Consider the following 18,322-nt stretch of genomic DNA (forward strand, 5'->3'; position numbering starts at 1 on the left):
AGGAAGCCGGCCGCCCACGCGAGCAGGAGACCTTGTTCCCTGCTCGGGCCATTCGCGTTGGCCCACCGCTTCGCGAGTACACGAAGCCGCCATTCCCCCCGGTCTTAGTATTTCGCCATTCGTCCAAAAGGCAGTGCAGATCGCCCCCTAGCGCAACCGCGATTCCGGGGGTTAGCGCGTCCTCGTGAGCTGTTGACTGCCCTGTGGGCGGACGAAAAGGACCATAGTGCGCGCCCGCGTAATAGCGACGCGCAGGAGGCGTCGCTGGGCACGGAGCCGTTCGGGTGACCAGCTAGGGTCGAGCAGGGTACCTGTGTAGCGTCCTTCGACGATGATGACACCGTCGAATTCCTTGCCCTTGGAGCGGTGCATGCTCATCAGGGAAACGGTCTCTGGTGATTGTTGGGCGGCGGTGAGGGTCTCGGCGGCAAGGACAGCGCGGACGGTGGCTGCCGCGTCTTTGTAGGCGGAGTCGCCGTCCCAACTATCGGATAGGCCCCAGGCCAGTGCATCGGTAGCGTTGAGTAGGCGCAACAGGCGTGCGTGCTTGAGGACTTCTTCGAGTTCGTTGGAGCCGTGGAGGCGGTCGCGAGCGCTTGGCCAGTCAGCAACCGGTTGTCCGAGGTAGGAGATCCCCGCGTCGTAGGCGGCGGTCACGGCTTTGACGGTCTTGGAGCGGACGGTCTTGCCGGACGTGAACGCGCTGACCCCGTTCTCCATGGTTTTGATCTTGTCGCGTGCGCCGGCGGTGCCGCTGGTCAGCTTGACCCGGTAGAAGTCGGCGAGGGCTTGCATGGTGCGAGTGACTGCCTCCACACGGGGCAGACCGGGCCATTCCATGATTGACGCTACGACGTAGCCGGCCGCGGCGGTCAGTTCGGGATCCCATTGTAGGGCGTGGTCGACTGCGGGAAGTGTGGTGTTGCCGGTGATGGTGTCGGTGGCCAGAGCCTCGGAGACCTGGCCCAGCAGGGAGTTGACACTCGCCAGGACTGCGATGGTCGGTGTGTGCGCTAGCTGGGTGGTGAGGTAATCCCGCATGGCGATGACCCCGTGGTGGACATGCGTCTGCCACGGAACGCCGTAGCCCGGGGTGTAGGTCCAGGTGTGGACGTTGGCCGGCTCGGCGTGGAGGGTGTTATTCAGGACGGCGTTGGCGTAGTCGAGGAGTCCGCCGCCGGGGCTACGGTGGTTGTCCTTGGACAGGTCGAAGGGCGTAGGCGCGAGGTGCGCCACGGCGTCGTCGAGGCGTTGCTCCTCGACGCCGTCCAGGTGGTCGAAAATGCGTTGGTCGGGGTCGGCTAGGCAGATGACGGTGGAGGCGCCGCTGACAGCCTTGATCACGCGCCATTGGTCGGTGTTTGTGTCCTGGAATTCGTCCACGATGACCAGCGGGTAAATGCTGCTGTAGAGGGCACGCAGGGCGGCGCTGCGTTCCAGGAGAGTCGCCGTTGTCTCGGCGAGGAGGTCGAAGACGTAGCGGCCCTCCTCGGTCGCGAGGCGTCGGCGCTCGCTCATCCAGTCGCCGTCGAAGTCCGCCTGGATCTGCCGTTCACGATCGGGCGTGATGAACGAAGACGGCCGACCTGTGAGCAGCCGTCCGTGGCTTCGTACGACGTCAAGGAAGAAGGCGTGAAAGGTGCGTACTTCCAGGCGCTGACGGCTGGCTCGGTCCAGCACTCCGGACATCCGGTCCGTGATCTGGTGAACGGCGGCGCGCGAGAAGCTCAGGAAGAGGACTCGCTGTTCGGGTTCGAGGGCGGCCAGTCTCGCCTGGGCCTTGAGCAGAGCGATGGTGGTCTTGCCGCAGCCGGGGCCGCCGACGATCAGAAGGTGGCCGGAGGCATCGAGGATCTCTTGCCTGACCGGGTCAATTTCCATCGGTCTCGTCCGAGTGGGCGGTGTCGTCGGTCTCTCCGCCGCTCGCAGAGGTTCCCAGGTCGCGGTCGATTTGGAGAAGGAGATCGGCTAGCACGGCGGGTAGTTGACTTCGGCCGGTGCACTCGGCGATGAGCAGCGCGGCATAGCCGTCACCCTTGCGGGCCCGCAACACCTCGTGGGTGAGGGTGTTTACTGCCGTGTCCGTGGCGGACGGGTCGGGTCGGGCGCATCCGGAGGGGTAGTCCGTGCGCTGGGCCGCGGTGGCGAGGAAGCGACGCTGGGCATCGACCGGTACTTCGGCTACCAGCAGCTTTTCGACGCTTTTATAGTTCAGCACCGTGTAGTGCGTGAAGTCGGCAGTCTTGGCCGCGACCTTGGGGTCGAGCGGCTTGTCGGGCTGGTCGTGGATCCCGTAGACCGGCTTGCCCAGCCCTTTGAAGACGGGGGCGAACAAGGGCACGGAGACGTCGTTCTGAGCGTCGAAGATCGTGACACCGGCCAGGTCGAGTGGGACGTAGCCCGCGACGGAGGGATCAGCCTCAAGCACATCCGATACGGCTGGGAACAGGGCCGCTTCCGCAGCACCCTCCACCACCAGTACGGCACGCCCCAGGACGGCCTCAGCGAACTGCCGGCGGTTGTCCCGGTACCTCTTCAGCTTGAAGTCACCAGGCAGGACGACACGGTTGCTGCTGAGCGTGCCCTTTGAGTCGCGGTTGATCACGACAATGCGGGAGGGCTCGAACTTCTCGATCACGTACGGCGAATGAGAAGTGACGATCACCTGACCCATACGTTTGACCACGAAGTCGATGAGACGGCGCTGCGCGTGCGGAGGGAGCGCGATCTCCGGCTCCTCCATCGCGAAGATCACCGACTTGTCGCCCTTGAGTTCAGCGATGTAGGTGAGCAGGGCGAACACCAGCAGGTTCAGCGACCCGGTGCTCAGTCGGTTGAACGGCACGGCGTGCGGCCCCGGTTGGGTAGCGATGAACAGGCGCAATACCTCACGCAAGTGTTCGCGCGTGAGTTCAGACGCCTGCAGGTCGACCGGATCCGCTGTGTCGCCGAGGCTGACAAAGCGGTCGACGCGATCGCGGATCTCCGTACGGATCTTTCCGAATCCTGATTCGGCCGCGGCCACGGCGACCTGCTCCAGGTCACGCAGCGCCTTCTCCCACAGCGGACCCGCCAGCTCGGCTTCCAGCCGCACGATCGTGTCCAGCAGCGAACCACGCTGAAAGGTGAGCGCCCTGTTGCCCGTACGGTTCGGCCGCAGGTAGAGGAATCCACAGTGCCGCTTGTCCTCCCGGGTGAATGATTTCAGTCCCGCGCCGAGCCCGCTCTCCTCCCCGTCTAGGCCGTCCGGGACGCTCTCGGGATGCGCGAAGAACGTACCCCCGATGAAGTCGTCCTCCTGAGGGTCATAGCGGCCGAGGAAGACCACCGGCAGGCACCATTCGCCGGTCTCGGCATCTTCGATAGCGGCCGGAACCATGTCGAGGAAGTCACTCGTCTGCGCCGACCAGCGGCGCAGATGGCTTCCGAATCGGCGCTCGGCAGCGTCGGACAGGTTGGTGAGGACCACTTCGATCCTCACTTCGGGTAGCTTGCCCTCCCGTTCCTGGTAGCACCCGCCGTAGAAGTCGTATTCGTCGACCACCGGTCGTCGGAACATGCGCTCGGGCCCCAGCACGAGCTCCAGCCCCTCGCACACAGTCGACTTGCCGACGCTGTTCGAGCCGACCAACAAGGAGTGGCCGTCCAGGAGAATCGTCCCGCTCTTCACCCCACGGAAGTTCTCCAGGACCACCCGACGTACCTGCACGCCCGCCCCCCATCTTCGAGGGAGCAGGACCTAGTCGACTCGTCGCCGCTGGCGCTTCCTCGCGCGAAAGCCGTCGCCACGAGGACAGATCGGAGCATCCCCTGACGCAGACTGGGGGTGATTCTACGACAAGCGGGATCTTCAGACCGCTCCTAGACGCGAATGGTTGGCGGCGGCGCCATACGGAGGAGCCGTCACCCCGCAACGCGTGTGCTGCCCTTGTGGGTGACCAATCCGCGACGGCAGAGGGCAGGCGCGGACCGTAGGGGCTATCTGGCCAGTCGGATTCCCAGGCATGCAGCAGGAACGTGCGAGCTTCCTCGTACGACTGGGTTCGCTGTCAAACGACTCGATGGGATGACAAAGGACAATTCCGCAGGTTCGCCGGGGGCAGACAGGAAGATCGGCGAAAGGACTGGTGGACGGGCGAGAGGGATGTCAACGTGGACACCTTCCCGAAAAAGTCCAGGTCAGAGAGGTGTATGCCCATGACCGTCGATGCTGCGAGGCCAGGCTTCTCCACCACTGTCGCCGATCTGAGGCTGCGGACGTGGCTGCTCGGCCCGGGACAGCCGGTGGACGTCATCGACCTGTTTACCGATGCCGACTTCAAGGTCGTTGTCGACGACCGCGCTGATGTCCACATCAACTCCCGGGATGGGCGGCTCTACCTCGGCTGGTTTCCCGATGGCCGGCCCGGCACCGACGGAGAGGGCTGGAAGCTCGCCGTCACCGGCACCGCGGACGTGCCCGGCTACTGCGTCTCCTTCCGTAAGGAGACCCCCGCCGCCATTGTCGCCGCCGCCGTCGGCAGCGTGCTGGCCACGTCCGTCCCCGCGGCCCCTTGCTGACCTGGGGCCCTTGTTCCGCACGATTCTCCAGGAGCTGCTGTTGTCCTTCACCCTCACCGCTCGGGATCTCATCGACCGGCTGTCCGCAGTCGACCCCGACACCCCGGTGTGCCTCGCCATCAACCCCATCTTCCCGTTCCGGCATGGCATCGCCGACGTGATCGCCGTGCAGGACGCGCTCGGACGTACGACGGTCTACGTGACGGAGAACGGGGATCAGCAGGGCCCCGTCCCGCCGGAGGTCACCGTCGCTGCTGCCTGGCACGAGCCGACCGAAGCACCCCGCCGCTCGCGCACCGGCATCGCCGTGCAGTAGCACCATCCCCCACCGCCTGGAGGCGCCACTGAACCCGAACCACCCCTTCCACTCCGCCCGCCCGGCCTACTGGGTGCGACCGCGCCACCTGGCCGGTGACGACGACGAACTCGCCGACCGCGTGGCCGATGCTCTGGCGGACGCCGGCTGGTCGACCTGGACGACGGCTCGCTCCACCCTGCTGCACCTCAGCCCCCGCGGACTCGCCGGGGCCGAGTGGGTGCGCGGCTCCCACGACTTCCTCCTCGGCGACCTCCAGGTCGCCTGGCACGTCTCGGCCCGCCAACACCCGTCCAGCGCCGTGATGGAGTGGACCGCCTGCTTCACCACCGGTACACCTCCCGAAGCCATCGCCGACTTCCTCCTCGCCATCGAGGCGCGCACCGACCCGGCCGTCAACTACGACGGCCGCGAGCGCGTCCTCGACGCGCTGTGTGCGCAAGGCTGGGCCCGGGACATCGATATCCCCGACACCCGGGCCTGGGACCCCGGCATGTCCGCGGGCTTCGCCTGGGCCGAACTGCCGGAATTGGTTCGCGACGGCGACCCGCGCCCTGGTCTGTCCGGCTGGCAGGCGTGGGCCGAGCCGGTGATCGGCGATCCGTATCAGTGGACCGCGGTCTTCAGCGCCAGCGCCCCCCACGACCTCGTCGCGGCCTTCGCAACATCGCTCGCCTCACCCGCCCCCGTGTGGCGCCGCAACCCACCGGAGAGCGCCGCCGGCCGACTCTCCACCACCCCGGCAACCTGACGCGGGCCCCGCGACGCCAATCGCGCAACCCCAAGGAGGCTCTCGTGCCACGTCGTCTTCCTCGTCTCACAGCCCACCACCCGGACGGCACCCTCTGCCCGACCACCGGGCCAACGCGACACCTGGTGTCCACGAGCGGCGTGCCCCGCACACCGCAGTGCACCGGTCGTGCTCGATGGGACGCTGTCTGCGCGTGCGGGTGGACTCACACCGCCACGGCGAAGGTGATCACCGACGGCGAGTGCCGCCGCCATGACTGCGGCTGAGATATTCGACGGGAAACGAAAGCGGCCCCTGGGCTCCGAATACGGAGCCCAGGGGCCGTCTTCGTACCCGCTCGGTCAGCCTCGCGCCTTCTCGACCGCACGGGTCAGGTGCGTATCGACCAGGGCGGGGGACCCGGACACGACGACGAGGACGGATCCGACGCGCACGGCGGTCTGCTTCATCACGGTGTCGCGCCCGCCCGCGGTGAGGGTCAGCAGCTGGCTCCAGGCTTCGTCGCCGAGAGCGGGAGCGGGCAGCTTCTGGGTCGCGACGGCGATCGGGGCGTCGCCCACGACGACCTGGTACAGCGGGCATCCCGTCATGGCCTCGAACACGGTCCTGGTGTTCGGGCCCAGCTTGTCGACGGTGTCGCTGTAGAGCTCCTCGGCCACCTCGGAGCCCGAGCCGCGTGCGTAGGAGAACGTGACCTCCGCGCTGTTGGGGAAGTCCAGCTCTCCGCCGGCGGCGCCGTTACCGCCGAGCTTCTCCAGCGCCGGGCAGCCGATCACGGTGACATCGTCACGGTCGCTGTTGTCGGACTTCGCTCTGCGGGTATAGCCCTCGCCGAGGTCGGATTCGTCGAGCAGCCGCGCAGTGAGAGCCGCCGAGGTGAGCGGGACCCCGGCAGGCTCGGCGGTGGGAGTCGGCCTCGCTTTGGCGGCCGGTGCTGAATCGGAGGGAGCGGATGTGGAGCTGTCGTTCCCACAGCCCGTGACGGCGAGGGTGACGAGGGCGGTGAGGGACAGAGCAGCAGAGGCACGACGTTGCACGGTGGATCCTTCGGTGGTCGGGGGTCTGACGGCGCCGGGCCCGAAGCGGGCTCTCCTCCGGCGGGATCGTACGGGCGTGGGTTAGTGGCCGAGGTCCCGCAGGCCGTCGTCGTAGGTGTCGTGCCGCTGGGTGACCGGCCCGCTGTGCCGGTCGTACCAGGCGGTGTCGAGGCCGGGTTCGTGCTGCTCGTGGCCGGCCGGGCAGCGCAGCCACACCTCGTCACGGAGGCTGATCACGACCCAGCCGCGGTAGGACCCGCATGTCCCGCAGGCCCGCACGTCACCGTCGACGACCAAGGGGTTGGGGTGCGTCATCAGGAGCCCCTCCACCTCCTGGCGCACTACAGGGGGTGCGTTGAGTGGGGGGTCGACGTGCGTCGTGCTCACGTCCTCCGCCCACTTCCACGCTCCTCGCTGCTGACGATCCACACGCCTGCGTCCGAACATGTCTCCCCCTCGTACGGCGTTCGGTGGACGGCGATAGTGCCGCGCAGTGCCAGGCTGCTTCAACTCTTGGATATGCCAATGTCATGCCCGCGCGGCGTTCCTTGCTTGCTGCTCGCCGTGGTGGAGGGCTGACCATCTACCGGCGCCGACGGTCGCGCCGTTCCCTGTCCGGAGCCGTTCCTTTGAACGGCGTCGTGCCCAGCCGGGCAGCGCCTGCTATGCCGGTCGCGTCGGCGGGGAGCCCTGCAGTGCGGCGCAGGCGCCAGACGAGGACATCGCTGACCGACTCGGCTGTGCCCAGCTCGCGGCGGCCGGCAGCGTCGGCGAGCAGGGCACCGGGGTCATGGCCCGCGGCCTCGGCCTCGGCGAGCGTGGCTGCCAGGGCGTACCAGCCCTCCTCGGTGAGGACGTGCTCGGCGAGGTGGGGGACCGCTTCGCGCAGGACGGCGGTCTGCCGCAGGAGCAGGGGACGGGAGAGGCGTCGGCCTCGCTGATGGAGCACGGCGAGAGGGTGGCCGGCGGCGGCGCGGTAGGCGGAGCGAAGGTGCTCGGCGGCCTGCTGGGCAGCGTCGGCCTGCTGCGCGTGGCCCTTCCGTGCGTGCCAGTGTGCAGCAGCGGTGACCAGGAAGAACAGCATGTCGATCGCCATGGCTGTGCTCGCGCCGTCTTCGCCGCGTCCGAGGGCCGGCCCGCCGCGAACGAGATCGCGGGCGGCCTGGCGCAGGGCGCGGTCGTGGCCTCGTACGGCGCGAATGTGTGAGCGGGAAGCACGCTCGAACGCCCAGGCCGCTTCGTGTAGTTCGCGCCGCGTGTGTGCGGCGGACGTCTTCGCGAGGGCGTCGAGGACTTCGCCGGCCGCGGCGATGTGCGCGGCGGCGAGGCCGTCCTCGCCATGCTCGACAACCAGGACGGCCTGCCAGGCGACGGTCGCCGTGTCCCGTCGGGCCGCGGCAGGGGCAGCAGGAACCGGACGCAGCGGCTGGACCGAGCCTCCGTCCTGGGCGGCGGTGTCCGCGGACCAGCGCTCACGGATGCGGGGCAGGGAGAGGTCGGGAGCGAGGCGGGCGCCGGGATAGTACACGGGCTCACCGTCCTTGTTGCGGTCGTCGGGCAGCGCGACCTTGTAGCCAAGGAGGTCACCGGAAGGGGCCACGCGTGTCTTCACCAGGAGGCCGGCGGCGGCCAGGCGGCCGAAGAACTCGTCCTCGCTGACCGCGCCGGCCACGGCTCGGCGTACGGTCTCGCGCAGCTCCTCGCGGGCAGTACGCTCGCGGCCCTGGCGCTCGGCCTTGTGCCGTTCGGCGCTGGTGGGACGCTGGGCGGCGGTGCCGTCACCTGGCTTGAGTCGGCGCAGCCCGAGTTCCTGTTCCAGGAGGCGGGCCTCGGCCTGGACGCGTACGGCATCGCGGTCGAGGTCGGGCCGGTAGCCGTCCTCGCGGGCGAGGGTGGCGAGGATGTGGATGTGGTCGTCGGCGTGCCGGACGGCGACCCAGCGGCAGCCCGCGCCCTGATCGGGGTCGTCGATGCCTGCGGCGGCGACCATGCGCCGGGCGATGTCGCCCCACTCCTCGTCGGACAGGATCCGGTCGGTGGGGCCGTTGCGGACGGACAGGTGCCACACGTGCGGCTTCGCCCGCTGGGCGTCGGTGAGGAGGGCGAGGGGCTGGTCGAGGAGCTGCTGGAGTTCCTTGTACGTGGCCTCGGCGTCGCGGCCGGGGTCGGGGGCGGAGTGGTCCCAGGACGCCACGAGGTGCGGGTCGACGTGCTCTTCGGCCTTGCCCGGTCCGTACAGGTAGTAGAGCAGGCCGATGGTGCGCTTCCCGCGCTTGTGGATCTTCGGGACCATGTTCCTAGCGGCTTTCGAGGAGCTTGTCTGTGGCGGCCTGGACGCGCTCGGTCGCCCGGCGGACGGCGTTGAGCACAGCATCGAGCTGAGCGTCCGCCGGGCGGTCGCCCAGGTTGATGGCCCTTGCGATCTGGTTGACGTTGTTGCCGACCTGCCCGAGGTGCCGGCGGGCCGCGAAGACTTCCGCTATCAGCTCGCGCTCGCCTGCGATCGACGCGGCGGCGGACTCCGGGTTGCGGGCGGCGGCTAGGCCGGCACGGGCGAGGAAGGCGGGAAGGCTCGTACGAGCGGCAGCGGCGGCGTCGGCGAGCTGCTGCTTCTCGACGTCGTTGAGACGGACGCTGCATACGTAGGCGCGCTTGTCAGGGGTGGTCTTGGGTGAGCGCTTGCGCGAAGTGGTCTTCGTGGCACGGCGCTTGCGGCGAGGCTCGAGCTTCTCCGGCTGCGATCCGCCCTCGGTCGCTGCCCCGTGGTCCAGCACCCCCCGGTGCTGGACCACTCCCGCCCCCTGCGGGGCGGGCATGGCCAAGACGCGCTTCCCCGACGGGGAAGAGTGTCTTGGCCGATAACTTGCTTCGTCTGGTGACGAGTTGGTCCTCGGCTGGCTGGTCGAGGGGAGGGGTGGTTCCTGCGAATCCGGCATGATCTCTGCGTTCTTGAGTCGGGGAGGAAGCGGGACCGCTCCGGACAGAATCCGGAGCGGTGGGGGTCACTGGCAGTCCTGCCGGCGCGGGACTACCCGCATTCGAGGCACCGGGCGACGTGCCCGGACAGGTCCCGTGCCATTCGGTGCTTGCTGCTCTTGGCCAGCCCCGCGCTGCCCCTGGTGGTCGAGCGAGCAGCGTGGTTGAGCAGGTAGGTGGTCTCCTGCTCGTACTTGGCCCGGATGCGGGCGAACTTCGGGCACGTATTCATCGGGTGCTCCTAGCAGCGGCGGGCTGTGGTGTCCTCAGGCGGGCCAGAATCGGGGTCAGCCGCTCGTTTCGGATCGGGATGGCGTGTTCGCGCATGATTCCCCGGAGCTGTACGCGGGTGACCGCTTCGTTGCCGTCCCGCGCCAGGGCGTCCGGGACGTGTGGCCGGATCAGGTCGACGATCTCGTCGTCGGTCAGCTTGGGGCGTCGCCCTCCTGGTCCCGGTGACGCCCCCTGGCTGCTCCCGGTCCCGGTGTCGGTCTCGGTGTCGGTCCCGGTCCCGGTCCCGGTCCCGGTCCCGGTCCCGGTCCCGGCCTCGGTCTCGGTCCCGGTGTCGGTCTCGGTCCCGGCCTCGGTCTCGGTCTCGGTCCCCGCCTCGGTCTCGGTCCCGGTCCCGGTGTCGGTCCCGGCCTCGGTCCCGGTCCCGGCCTCGGTCTCGGTCCCCGCCTCGGTCTCGGTCCCGGTCCCGGTGTCGGTCCCGGCCTCGGTCCCGGTCCCGGCCTCGGTCCCGGTGTCGGTCCCGGTCCCCGTCCCGGCCTGGGTCCCGGTGTCGGTCCCGGTCCCCGTCCCCGCCTCGGTCCCGGTCCCGGCCTCGGTCCCGGTCTCGGTCCTTGTCACTGTCTCGGTTCCGGAGTAGGAGTCGGTCCCGGTCCCCGCCTCGGTTCCGGTGTCGGTCTCCGACGCCGCCTCGCCCTTGCCGCTGTCCGGCGGGGCGACGAGTTGGTGGATCTGCCGCATGAGGACTCCGAAGGCCAGTAGGGCAGCGGTCGGCGGGACGGCGGCGACGATGTAGTCGAGCACAGGGATCGCCCCATCGCTGCTACCGCGGACGCCGGCCACATTCAGCGCGATGGACCCCACCGACCCAGTGACCGTGAGGCCGATGGCCCACCAGTCCGTGACCCGTCTCAGCCCTGCCCGCAGCATGAGCAGCTCGCCGGTCACGATGAAGGCATCCACCGTCCCCGGCCACGCCCACTGCCGAGCACGGGCGCTGCCCAGTCCGTGCTGGCCGGCGACTTCGGCCAGGTGAGCGTAGGACAGCCAGAAGGATGCGATCGTCAGGGCCAGGATGACGGCGCCGGCGGCGATCAGGACGTACCGCTCAGCCGCCCTCTGCGCGGGGCGGCTGGCCGGGTCGTGAGGGTGAGTCATGCTGCCTTTCGGAAGGTGTCGACGATGACGGGGGCATGGACGTGCCGGTCCACCGGGACCACTTCGTCGCTGGGACGACTGTCGCCGGGGCTGTCCGCGTCCTGGTCACTGGTCAGGGGCGGTTCCGCCGCGCTCGACTCGTCTCCCTTTGCGTCGGTGGCCGGGGCGGGGTCAACGTGCACGTTGTGCCGGTCGCGGTCCTCGATGGCGCGGGCTTCCTCGCTCATCACGTCGCGGGCCCACTCGACCGTGACGCCCAGGACGTGGGCTAGGCGGGTCGTGCTCCAGCCCCGGGCGCAGGCATACCGAACGACCGCCTTGCGCTCCAGGCTGCTGAGGTGGACATCCCGCCCGTTGATCGCGGAGCGCACCCGGGCGTAGTCGAGGCGGTTGTCCAGCTTCTTGCGCCAGGCGGCGCGTTCCTTGAGGGTCAGGCCGCCCCACATGCCGTGCTCGACCTTGTTCTCGAGCGAGAAGTTGAGGCAGTCCCGCTGCACGGGGCAGGTCGCGCAGACCTGCTTGGCCTGCTGGCGGTCGCGGAAGTTGCGGGGGCCGTGGAAGAACAGCCGGTCGGCTTCCTTGGGGTTGATCCCGTAGCAGGCGGCGCGGGAGTGCCAGCTGTGGTCGGCGATCGAGCGGATGGTCGGCTGCGGACCGGTGTTGGTGGTGATGTAGCGCATCAGGGTGTCTTTCGGGTACGCCTCGGCCTCCCTCGACGCCGCGTGGCGGCGGAGGGGCAGGGGTGAGGCGGGGGGATTGGCCCGGCTGCGGCGGCGGGCCGAGGAGAGGAGGTGCGTGTCAGCGCTGGAAGCGGCGGTCGGGGCCGGTGAAGCGGACTGGGGTGCACATGCCGGACATGCGGCTCAGCACGCGGTCGCCTACCAGGTCGCGCAGGACCGGCTGGCTGGGCGAGTCGGCCAGGTCGCGGACCGGCGGCAGGTTCGTGGTAAAGATCGTCGGCAGCTGGTTCTGGCAGCGCCAGTTCACCAGCCGGAAGAGGACCTCCTCGGTCCACGCCGAGGTCTTCGCCGCGCCGACGTCGTCCAGGAGCAGCAGCGGTACCCGGACGATCCTGCGGAGCTGGTGCTCCAGGTCCACGCCGGCCTGCGGGCGGGTATCGCCGTACAGGTCGGCGGCGGTCGTCGCGTGCCAGGACACCCCGCACCCGGAGGCGGTCAGGGCCCGGATCGCGGCGTACGCCTGGTGTGTCTTGCCGGTCCCGACGTTCCCCCAGAGCAGCAGCGACGGCCCGTGCATGATCCGCCGCCGCCCGGATGCGCCGAACTGCGGGTTCAGTCCGCCGGCGGACGGGGCTACCGCGCCCTCGGAGACCTTCCGCACCCAGGCCGCGACATCGGGTTGCTCCACCAGGGCCTCGCGGTACGCGATCGGGATGCGCAGCTGCGCGGCCTCCAGGGCCGGGATCGACTCCGGGGTGTCCGGCAGCTCCGCGGCGGGATTGATCCCGCGCTCGGCGAGCTTGGCCTCCAGGCGGGCTCGCAGGCGCTCAGGCACCGGCGGCTGCGGGTCGTCGAGGCGGTAGCGGGTCACAGCCGGCCTCCGAATCCGGTCGGCTCGGACGTGGGGTCGAGGTAGGGCAGGTGGCTGGCGGTGGCCCAGGGCCCCGCGCCGGAGGCGCCGACTGCGGCCGGAGACCGTGCGGCGTTCAGCGCCTCGTTGACCAGGCTCGGCAGCACGCTCCCGTGCAGGCCCTTCAGACGCAGCCGCTTCAGGGCGCCGCGGATGACCTCCGGGTCGAAGCCCTCGTCCAGCAGGAGCTTCACCTGGCGACCGACCAGCCCCACGACGTCCCTCGGAGGCTTGTGCGCGGACTCCCTCACGTACTCGGCCACAAGGGCCTTGACCGAGGTGCCCGCCGAGCTGGTCTGCGGGGCGGGGGCCTCGCCCCCCTTGGGGAAGGATCCAGGATCCAGGATCCTAGATCCAGCCGCTTCACCCTCGCGAGGCTTCGCCGAATCATCCACGAATCCCTCGTGACCTGCGGATTCGTCGGACTGAGCCGAGTCGGCCCGGGCAGGCTGCTCGCTGCTGCTCACTCGCACCTGCCCGCCGCTCACGGCCTCCTCCGAGACGGCCGTGAGCGGCGCGGGCGCGGCGGAATCCCGCGTATCGAGCGTTCGACGAGGTTGCAGCGAAGCGCCCTGGGCGGTGCGCGGGAGACCGATAGTCGAGGTGTGAGTAGGCCCGGCCGTCGGGCAGGAGTCGTTCGTGCAGGCGCCGCACTTCTGGTGGCCCTGGTGGGCCGGGCACCGCGGGCGTCGGGAGGCGGAGGGGCGGTCGATCTTCTGGTGCTTGTCCCACGTCACCACGTGGAGGTAGGAGTGCCCGTCACAGCCGGTGTAGCGGCAGATCAGGCCAGCCTCGGCGAGCTGCTCCAGGTCTATGGCCACGTTCGCCGGTGTGTGGTCGGCGCGCAGGGCCCAGAGCCGTCCCGCGATGATCGCGGGGTGGTCGCGGAAGCGGCCGGCGTCATCGGCCTGGGTCAGCAGGCCGAAGAAGGTCACCATCGCCGTGACACCTACCGAGGCAAGATCCTCGGACTCGAACGCCTCGGGCTTGATCGTTCGGATGCGGGCCATCAGGCAGCACCCCCGCGGGCGGGGTTGCGAAGGGGGGCCTTTGCCGCGCGGGCCGAAGGCTTGGGTCTTTTGCGCTGGGCAGCAGACATGCGACACTCTCCTGTGCAGTGAAGCCGCACCGGTGGTCCCGTGAGAAGGATCGGTGCGGATGAAGGTGATCTCCGCCCTTGCCTGGGCGGGAGCATCGTGAGCGTCCGGCGTCTGAGAGTTCCAGCTCTCAGGCGCCGTCGCTGTTTCTGCCGGCTATCCGGGGCCGTTGCTGCCGTTGCTCTTCATGTCCCCTCCTCCGTTCCCCCTGGGGCCGGGCGGGCTGCCCGGCGAGCGACGACGAACATACGAGGACGTTGCCGAAAGGTCTAGACATAGCTCTACAACCCCGTACAACTTCCCGCGACGCCCCGCCAACCTGGCCGGCGCCGACGGGTCGCCGGGTCAGAGGCCCCGCCGTCAGCAACGACTTCGTATCGGTGTCTACGGCGCGTTGCGCACGTGGCGACGCAGAAGCAACATGCATGGAGGGTCCTCCCCGGGGCTGGCACCATGAAAGGGCGAGGCCCGGCCACCAGGTGCGATACGGAAACTTACGTCAGTTTCCCAGATGCATCAAGCCTGGCTTACAGTAGCCCTAGAGGCCGCACCCACCGGCCGTATCGCGACCCCGCAGGAGTTCACGTGCCCCCTCGTCAGTTCGACGGCAGACGCCTCCGTGCTGCCCGGCGGGCCAAAGAGCTCAGCCAGAAGGATGTGGGCGCGGCTGTGGGCGTCAAGGCGCCGGCCGTCTCGCGGTGGGAGGACAACCAGGAATTCCCCAAAGGCGAGAAGCTCCCTGGGCTTGCCGAAGCTGTCGGCGAGCGGCTTGACGATCTCTTCCCCAATGACGGTCCAGCGGACCTTCAGCTGCTTCGCTGTGATGCCGGCCTCAGCATCACGCAGGCCGCTGAGGTCATCAATGCGAGCCGAGTTCCGGTGAGCAACGCCGAGAGCGGTCGGCGCAGGCTGAACGATGCGTACGTGCAGCCGCTCGCGCAGGCGTACGGCGTGACCGAGGAGGAGCTGCTCGCGGCCCAGGATGTAAGTTTCGGGCTGCGCCCGGACACCCCGGCTGCGCCCCGGACGGTCGGGGAAAAGATCAACTATCTCGTGCAGCACGGCTACTTTGGACAGGAAGCGCCCTCCGACGAGGAGATCGCGCGACGGGTCAACGAGCATGCCGGGACGGCTGTCACGACCGACGACATCGTTGCTCTCCGTGCGGGTGCGGCGGCCGAGGCTTCCGACGTGGTGCGCGTCGGCCTTGCCCACGCCCTCCAGGTCCCTCCTCGCGTCTTCCGGGACGACGCCGAACTCGGCCCCGATGAGCGCCAGATCCTGGAGTCGCTGGTGTTTCTCGGCTCGATCAGCCGAGGGCAGATCCTCGGCCTGGCGGCCCGAGGCAACGGCGAGGGCCTGTCCGTCGAGATGATGGCCAAGATCAACGAGGTCGTCGGAGAACTGAGACACAAGCTGCCAGAGGCCCCGGACGGGGAGTAGGGCCGCCCTGCACCCCGGGTCGCGCGCTCGCCCGAGGCGCCCTGAAACGCGAAGGACGCTGGTGCACCCCCCTGCAGGGGGGTGCACCAGCGTCCTTCGCGTTTCAGGCCATCTCGGGCAGTCGGTGGATCAGGCCGTGGCGAGGTCCACGCCGAACAGCTCGGAAAGGGCGGCCACCGTCTCCTTGGGGTCTTGGTTGTGCACGCCCGTAATGCCCAGCTTCTCTGCTGCCTCGGTGTAGGCGACGGTGTCGTCTACGAAGACGCACTCGTCGGCCGACAGGCCCATGAGCTTGAGGGTGATCTCGAACAGCTCGGGGTCGGGCTTGCGCAGCAGGTGGTGCTCGGAGATCACGACGACGTCGTACAGCCGCTCAAGCTCGTAGCCGTCGTACAGGTCCCAAGGGGCGAGCCCCACGCTGTTGGACAGGATGCTCACCTTGATCCCTGCCCTCCTCGCTGCAGCAGCCGCGTCGATCAGCAGAGGCTCGGGGCGGAGGTCTCCGAAGATCCTGCCCATGAGGTTCTCGGGGGAGACGCCGAGCATCTTGCCGGCGAACTCATTCCACTCGGTCTGGGAGACCGCTCCGCGCTCCAGGTCGCTGGTGATCCGGACGCCTTCGTCGTCCTTGTAGAGCGCTGTGAGGCAGGCGCCCTGCGGCAGGCCTTCGCGCCGTTCGAAAGCCAGCACTGCGGGCAGCAGAGGGGTGGTGAGAACGCCTCCGAAATCGAGGATGAGGCCCTTGGGGCGGTTGGACATGCGAGAACTCCAGGTTGCTGAGATTTCGGACGCCCATCCGGACCGGATAGGGTCACGGCCCGGCTACGTGTGGCGACGGGAGCAGGAATGCGTCGCAGGCCGGGGTGCATTTGCGGGGTGGAGGCAGGGCCTTCCAGTCGACATCAACCAAGGTACCAGCCGGGTTCACGGGGGCATGGGTGCGAAATCTCACCCACCAGGGCGGGAATTGATGTCCTCTGCAGTCGTCCGTCGCCTACATAGAGTAGTCGCCAGGTGTTCCCGTGGACGCGGATTACGAGCGCGGATCGGCTTCGGCCGCGATCGACCGCTGGAGAAGATCTTGTGCTTGCTCCGGGGTGACGTGTGAATAGGCCGTGCTGACTCGGGCCAGCCACGCCGCCTCGCCGTCGGTGTCGACGAACGGCTTTTCCCTCAGAGGAGCAGCCGCGTGCGTATATGCCGGCGTCGACTCGGCGGCCTGCAAGGCGGCCTTGATCCAGTAGGCCTCCGCTGCCAGATCGGGGTCTGGATGTGAGGCTGTGACATCCTCTGCGGCGAACATCAGATCGCGCGGTGCGTAGTAGCGCAGCTTCTCGCAGGCATCGGCAATATCCTGCGTCCACCGGTCAAGGCGGACTTCGATGGGAACCCGGACGTGTCTGAGTTCTGCGAGGCGGCGCCCTGGCGGGTAGAGGCTGGTACCCGGAAATGCCTGCACCAGGTCAAACCAAAGTGGATAGATCTTGTACAGGGTGCACCACGTCTTCCAGCGTGCCACCGCGGCACGAGTTGTCGGAATGCTCGCCCCGATGGCGACGATTAGGAAGAGAAGGTTCATCCACATCGACGTCGCGTCAACAAGCAGCCGCATTGTGGAAGGGCTCAGCGGGAAGGCGACATCGGCCCATAGCATCGTGATGCGTGCCATTGTATGGGTCAGCCCCATCCACATGGCCACACCCATCAAGCTCAGCCCGATTCGCATGCTGGTGCACTCGGCCTGCCGTGCTGCTCTCGTCCACTGATATCCGCAAACAGCCGTCGTAACGAGAGGGAAGAAATAAAACACGGTCATATAGACCGCTGCGCCCCATTGCCCAGCATGATCGATCAGAAAGTTGTCGCTCGGCTTGTCGCGCTGCACGACAGTGAAGAAGAGCACCGTCAGCAGTGTTACGCCCACCGCCCCGGCCCTGTAGGAGGCTCGGGCGATCCAGCGGGAGACGGCCACGTGCCGCGGCACCACCGCCTCCGCGCTCCTCCCGTAGCTGGTAGCGACGTACGTCAGGGCCGCAATGATTGCCGCCGTGCTGGCGAAGTGCCGGAGCAGCGCACTCAGGTCTATGACCGGGATGCGATCCACCGCATCCATCGCCGCCGGCGTGTAAAGCCACAGCGCTACAGCGAATCCCGCGTAGCCGCCCCAGAGGGCTCGTCGGTGAGCGTCGCCGTATCGCACCGCGGGGAAACGCCACACGGCGATGATGGTCATCACTGCCGCAGTCAGGTATTTGAAGTAGTCGAACACGGAACCAGGGGGGTCTACGGGCTGAGTCTGGCACCGACCAAGTCGGCTCTTCTCGGCCTTGTTTCCGACAGATGGATGGTGTGGTCTTGCGAAGCTCCTGGCGTCGGCGGAGCCTGGAACTCGCTAGAGGCTAGTGCCGGCGTCGTGGTGGGGCGACTGGGTGGGCGAGTGAATGCTCAAGAAGGCTCACCATGTCATCTCCAGTGACCGACAGCCTCCGCCCCAACCGCTTTATCAAAGAGGCCGAAACCTCGGCCTGCTTCTCCTCAAGGCTGTCGAAATCTACCCGCCCCTGGACCAGTGCCCCAGGGAAATGGCGGAGCACTTCATCGCGAATCCGCTTGGGGACGTACTTCTTGACCTGCTCATCCGTCAAGGACGTGCCATGGTCCAGCCATTCATGTGAGAGCTCGTGAAGGATGATGTGCACGGTCTGATTGCGGCTCGAGCGGCGGCGGTAGAGGATCAGAGTGAAACCAGGGGCCTTGACCCGAAGGCCACAAGCCGTACCCAGGCCGCCATCCCGATCGTCCATCGGTATGAGCAGAATCCGGCGCCCTAGTGCTTCCTCCATGTTGCGCACCAGCGCCTCAACGCTGAATGGGGAGGGGATGGGGAGATCGGCGAGTAGTCTTTCGCATTCCCGCACGAGGGCACGACGCGAGGGGTCTCTGCGCCAAGCAAACAGCCCCTTGCGTTCCCTCGCGAGGGCGCGTCGCCACAAGTCCCTAAGCCAACGCATGGTTGCTCCATCGATGCCACTGAGGTGATTACTGCCAGCCTCGTCCCGCTTACTCGTACGCGAGGCGCTAGTAGCCAGGAGCCTATGGAGGATGTGCGGCCGTCTAACCGCGCACCCTGTCTTCCCTGATCTTACAAGTAGGTAATCATGATCCA

The 18,322-nt window shown here is 68.2% G+C and carries 17 protein-coding genes and 1 pseudogene; 4 read left to right on the forward strand and 14 right to left on the reverse strand.

Annotation, left to right across the window (positions count from 1 at the left end):
* Positions 1-171 precede the first annotated feature (171 nt).
* Both DEJ43_RS28355 and DEJ43_RS28360 read right to left on the reverse strand, forming a co-directional pair.
* Entirely contained in the window at positions 172-1,881 is a 1,710-nt protein-coding gene (locus DEJ43_RS28355) for a UvrD-helicase domain-containing protein (RefSeq protein WP_015036832.1), read from the reverse strand.
* On the reverse strand, positions 1,871-3,694 hold the full coding sequence (locus DEJ43_RS28360) for an ATP-dependent nuclease (RefSeq protein ID WP_199868642.1): 1,824 nt from the start codon (positions 3,692-3,694) through the stop codon (positions 1,871-1,873). The genes DEJ43_RS28355 and DEJ43_RS28360 overlap by 11 nt, the downstream gene beginning before the upstream one ends.
* Before the next feature lie 503 nt (positions 3,695-4,197).
* Between DEJ43_RS28360 and DEJ43_RS28365 the strand changes: the two genes are divergently transcribed.
* The 3 genes from DEJ43_RS28365 to DEJ43_RS28375 all read left to right on the forward strand — a co-directional run bounded on the left by DEJ43_RS28365 (position 4,198) and on the right by DEJ43_RS28375 (position 5,627).
* Entirely contained in the window at positions 4,198-4,560 is a 363-nt protein-coding gene (locus tag DEJ43_RS28365) for an SPDY domain-containing protein (protein ID WP_041662995.1), read from the forward strand.
* A gap of 10 nt (positions 4,561-4,570) precedes the next feature.
* Complete coding sequence (locus tag DEJ43_RS28370) at positions 4,571-4,876, forward strand: hypothetical protein (RefSeq protein WP_015036835.1); 306 nt, start codon at positions 4,571-4,573, stop codon at positions 4,874-4,876.
* Positions 4,877-4,949: 73 nt separating this feature from the next.
* On the forward strand, positions 4,950-5,627 hold the full coding sequence (locus DEJ43_RS28375) for an SPDY domain-containing protein (RefSeq protein WP_015036836.1): 678 nt from the start codon (positions 4,950-4,952) through the stop codon (positions 5,625-5,627).
* A 341-nt stretch (positions 5,628-5,968) separates the two neighbouring features.
* Here DEJ43_RS28375 and DEJ43_RS28380 read toward each other — a convergent pair whose 3' ends face one another.
* From DEJ43_RS28380 to DEJ43_RS28425, 9 genes and pseudogenes are all read right to left on the reverse strand, one after another.
* A complete protein-coding gene (locus tag DEJ43_RS28380; RefSeq protein WP_015036837.1) occupies positions 5,969-6,664 on the reverse strand; it encodes a hypothetical protein in 696 nt (231 codons plus the stop codon).
* A gap of 81 nt (positions 6,665-6,745) precedes the next feature.
* Positions 6,746-6,979, reverse strand: coding sequence for a hypothetical protein (locus tag DEJ43_RS28385; protein ID WP_233447996.1), 234 nt, complete (start codon positions 6,977-6,979; stop codon positions 6,746-6,748).
* A 268-nt stretch (positions 6,980-7,247) separates the two neighbouring features.
* Complete coding sequence (locus tag DEJ43_RS28390; protein WP_015036839.1) at positions 7,248-8,957, reverse strand: relaxase/mobilization nuclease domain-containing protein; 1,710 nt, start codon at positions 8,955-8,957, stop codon at positions 7,248-7,250.
* A 4-nt stretch (positions 8,958-8,961) separates the two neighbouring features.
* Positions 8,962-9,456 carry a plasmid mobilization protein gene (locus DEJ43_RS28395; RefSeq protein ID WP_233447997.1) on the reverse strand — a complete coding sequence of 165 codons (495 nt, stop codon included), beginning with the start codon at positions 9,454-9,456 and terminating at the stop codon, positions 8,962-8,964.
* A gap of 236 nt (positions 9,457-9,692) precedes the next feature.
* On the reverse strand, positions 9,693-9,872 hold the full coding sequence (locus DEJ43_RS28400; RefSeq protein ID WP_041662999.1) for a hypothetical protein: 180 nt from the start codon (positions 9,870-9,872) through the stop codon (positions 9,693-9,695).
* 704 nt (positions 9,873-10,576) lie between these two features.
* A pseudogene (locus DEJ43_RS28410) lies at positions 10,577-11,026 on the reverse strand (DUF2637 domain-containing protein); the annotation flags it as partial.
* Positions 11,023-11,706 carry a WhiB family transcriptional regulator gene (locus tag DEJ43_RS28415; protein ID WP_015036842.1) on the reverse strand — a complete coding sequence of 228 codons (684 nt, stop codon included), beginning with the start codon at positions 11,704-11,706 and terminating at the stop codon, positions 11,023-11,025. The pseudogene DEJ43_RS28410 and the gene DEJ43_RS28415, both read right to left, overlap by 4 nt.
* A gap of 118 nt (positions 11,707-11,824) precedes the next feature.
* Positions 11,825-12,577: an ATP-binding protein gene (locus tag DEJ43_RS28420; protein ID WP_015036843.1), complete on the reverse strand. Its 753-nt coding sequence runs from the start codon at positions 12,575-12,577 to the stop codon at positions 11,825-11,827.
* Positions 12,574-13,626, reverse strand: a complete 1,053-nt coding sequence (locus DEJ43_RS28425; protein ID WP_051025943.1) for a hypothetical protein — start codon at positions 13,624-13,626, stop codon at positions 12,574-12,576. The genes DEJ43_RS28420 and DEJ43_RS28425 overlap by 4 nt, the downstream gene beginning before the upstream one ends.
* 672 nt (positions 13,627-14,298) lie before the next feature.
* Here DEJ43_RS28425 and DEJ43_RS28430 point away from each other — a divergent pair.
* On the forward strand, positions 14,299-15,156 hold the full coding sequence (locus tag DEJ43_RS28430) for a helix-turn-helix domain-containing protein (RefSeq protein ID WP_015036845.1): 858 nt from the start codon (positions 14,299-14,301) through the stop codon (positions 15,154-15,156).
* 129 nt (positions 15,157-15,285) lie between these two features.
* On the opposite strand, the gene DEJ43_RS28435 is transcribed toward DEJ43_RS28430, so the two are convergent.
* The 3 genes from DEJ43_RS28435 to DEJ43_RS28445 form a co-directional block, all read right to left on the reverse strand.
* Complete coding sequence (locus DEJ43_RS28435) at positions 15,286-15,915, reverse strand: HAD-IA family hydrolase (protein WP_015036846.1); 630 nt, start codon at positions 15,913-15,915, stop codon at positions 15,286-15,288.
* 274 nt (positions 15,916-16,189) lie between these two features.
* Positions 16,190-17,425: an MAB_1171c family putative transporter gene (locus tag DEJ43_RS28440; protein WP_015036847.1), complete on the reverse strand. Its 1,236-nt coding sequence runs from the start codon at positions 17,423-17,425 to the stop codon at positions 16,190-16,192.
* A gap of 130 nt (positions 17,426-17,555) precedes the next feature.
* Positions 17,556-17,999 (reverse strand): hypothetical protein, encoded by a 444-nt coding sequence (locus DEJ43_RS28445; RefSeq protein WP_306663856.1) that lies wholly within the window; start codon positions 17,997-17,999, stop codon positions 17,556-17,558.
* Positions 18,000-18,322: the final 323 nt, after the last annotated feature.

It is taken from the genome of Streptomyces venezuelae ATCC 10712, from assembly GCF_008639165.1.
In the GTDB taxonomy this organism is placed as follows: domain Bacteria; phylum Actinomycetota; class Actinomycetes; order Streptomycetales; family Streptomycetaceae; genus Streptomyces; species Streptomyces venezuelae.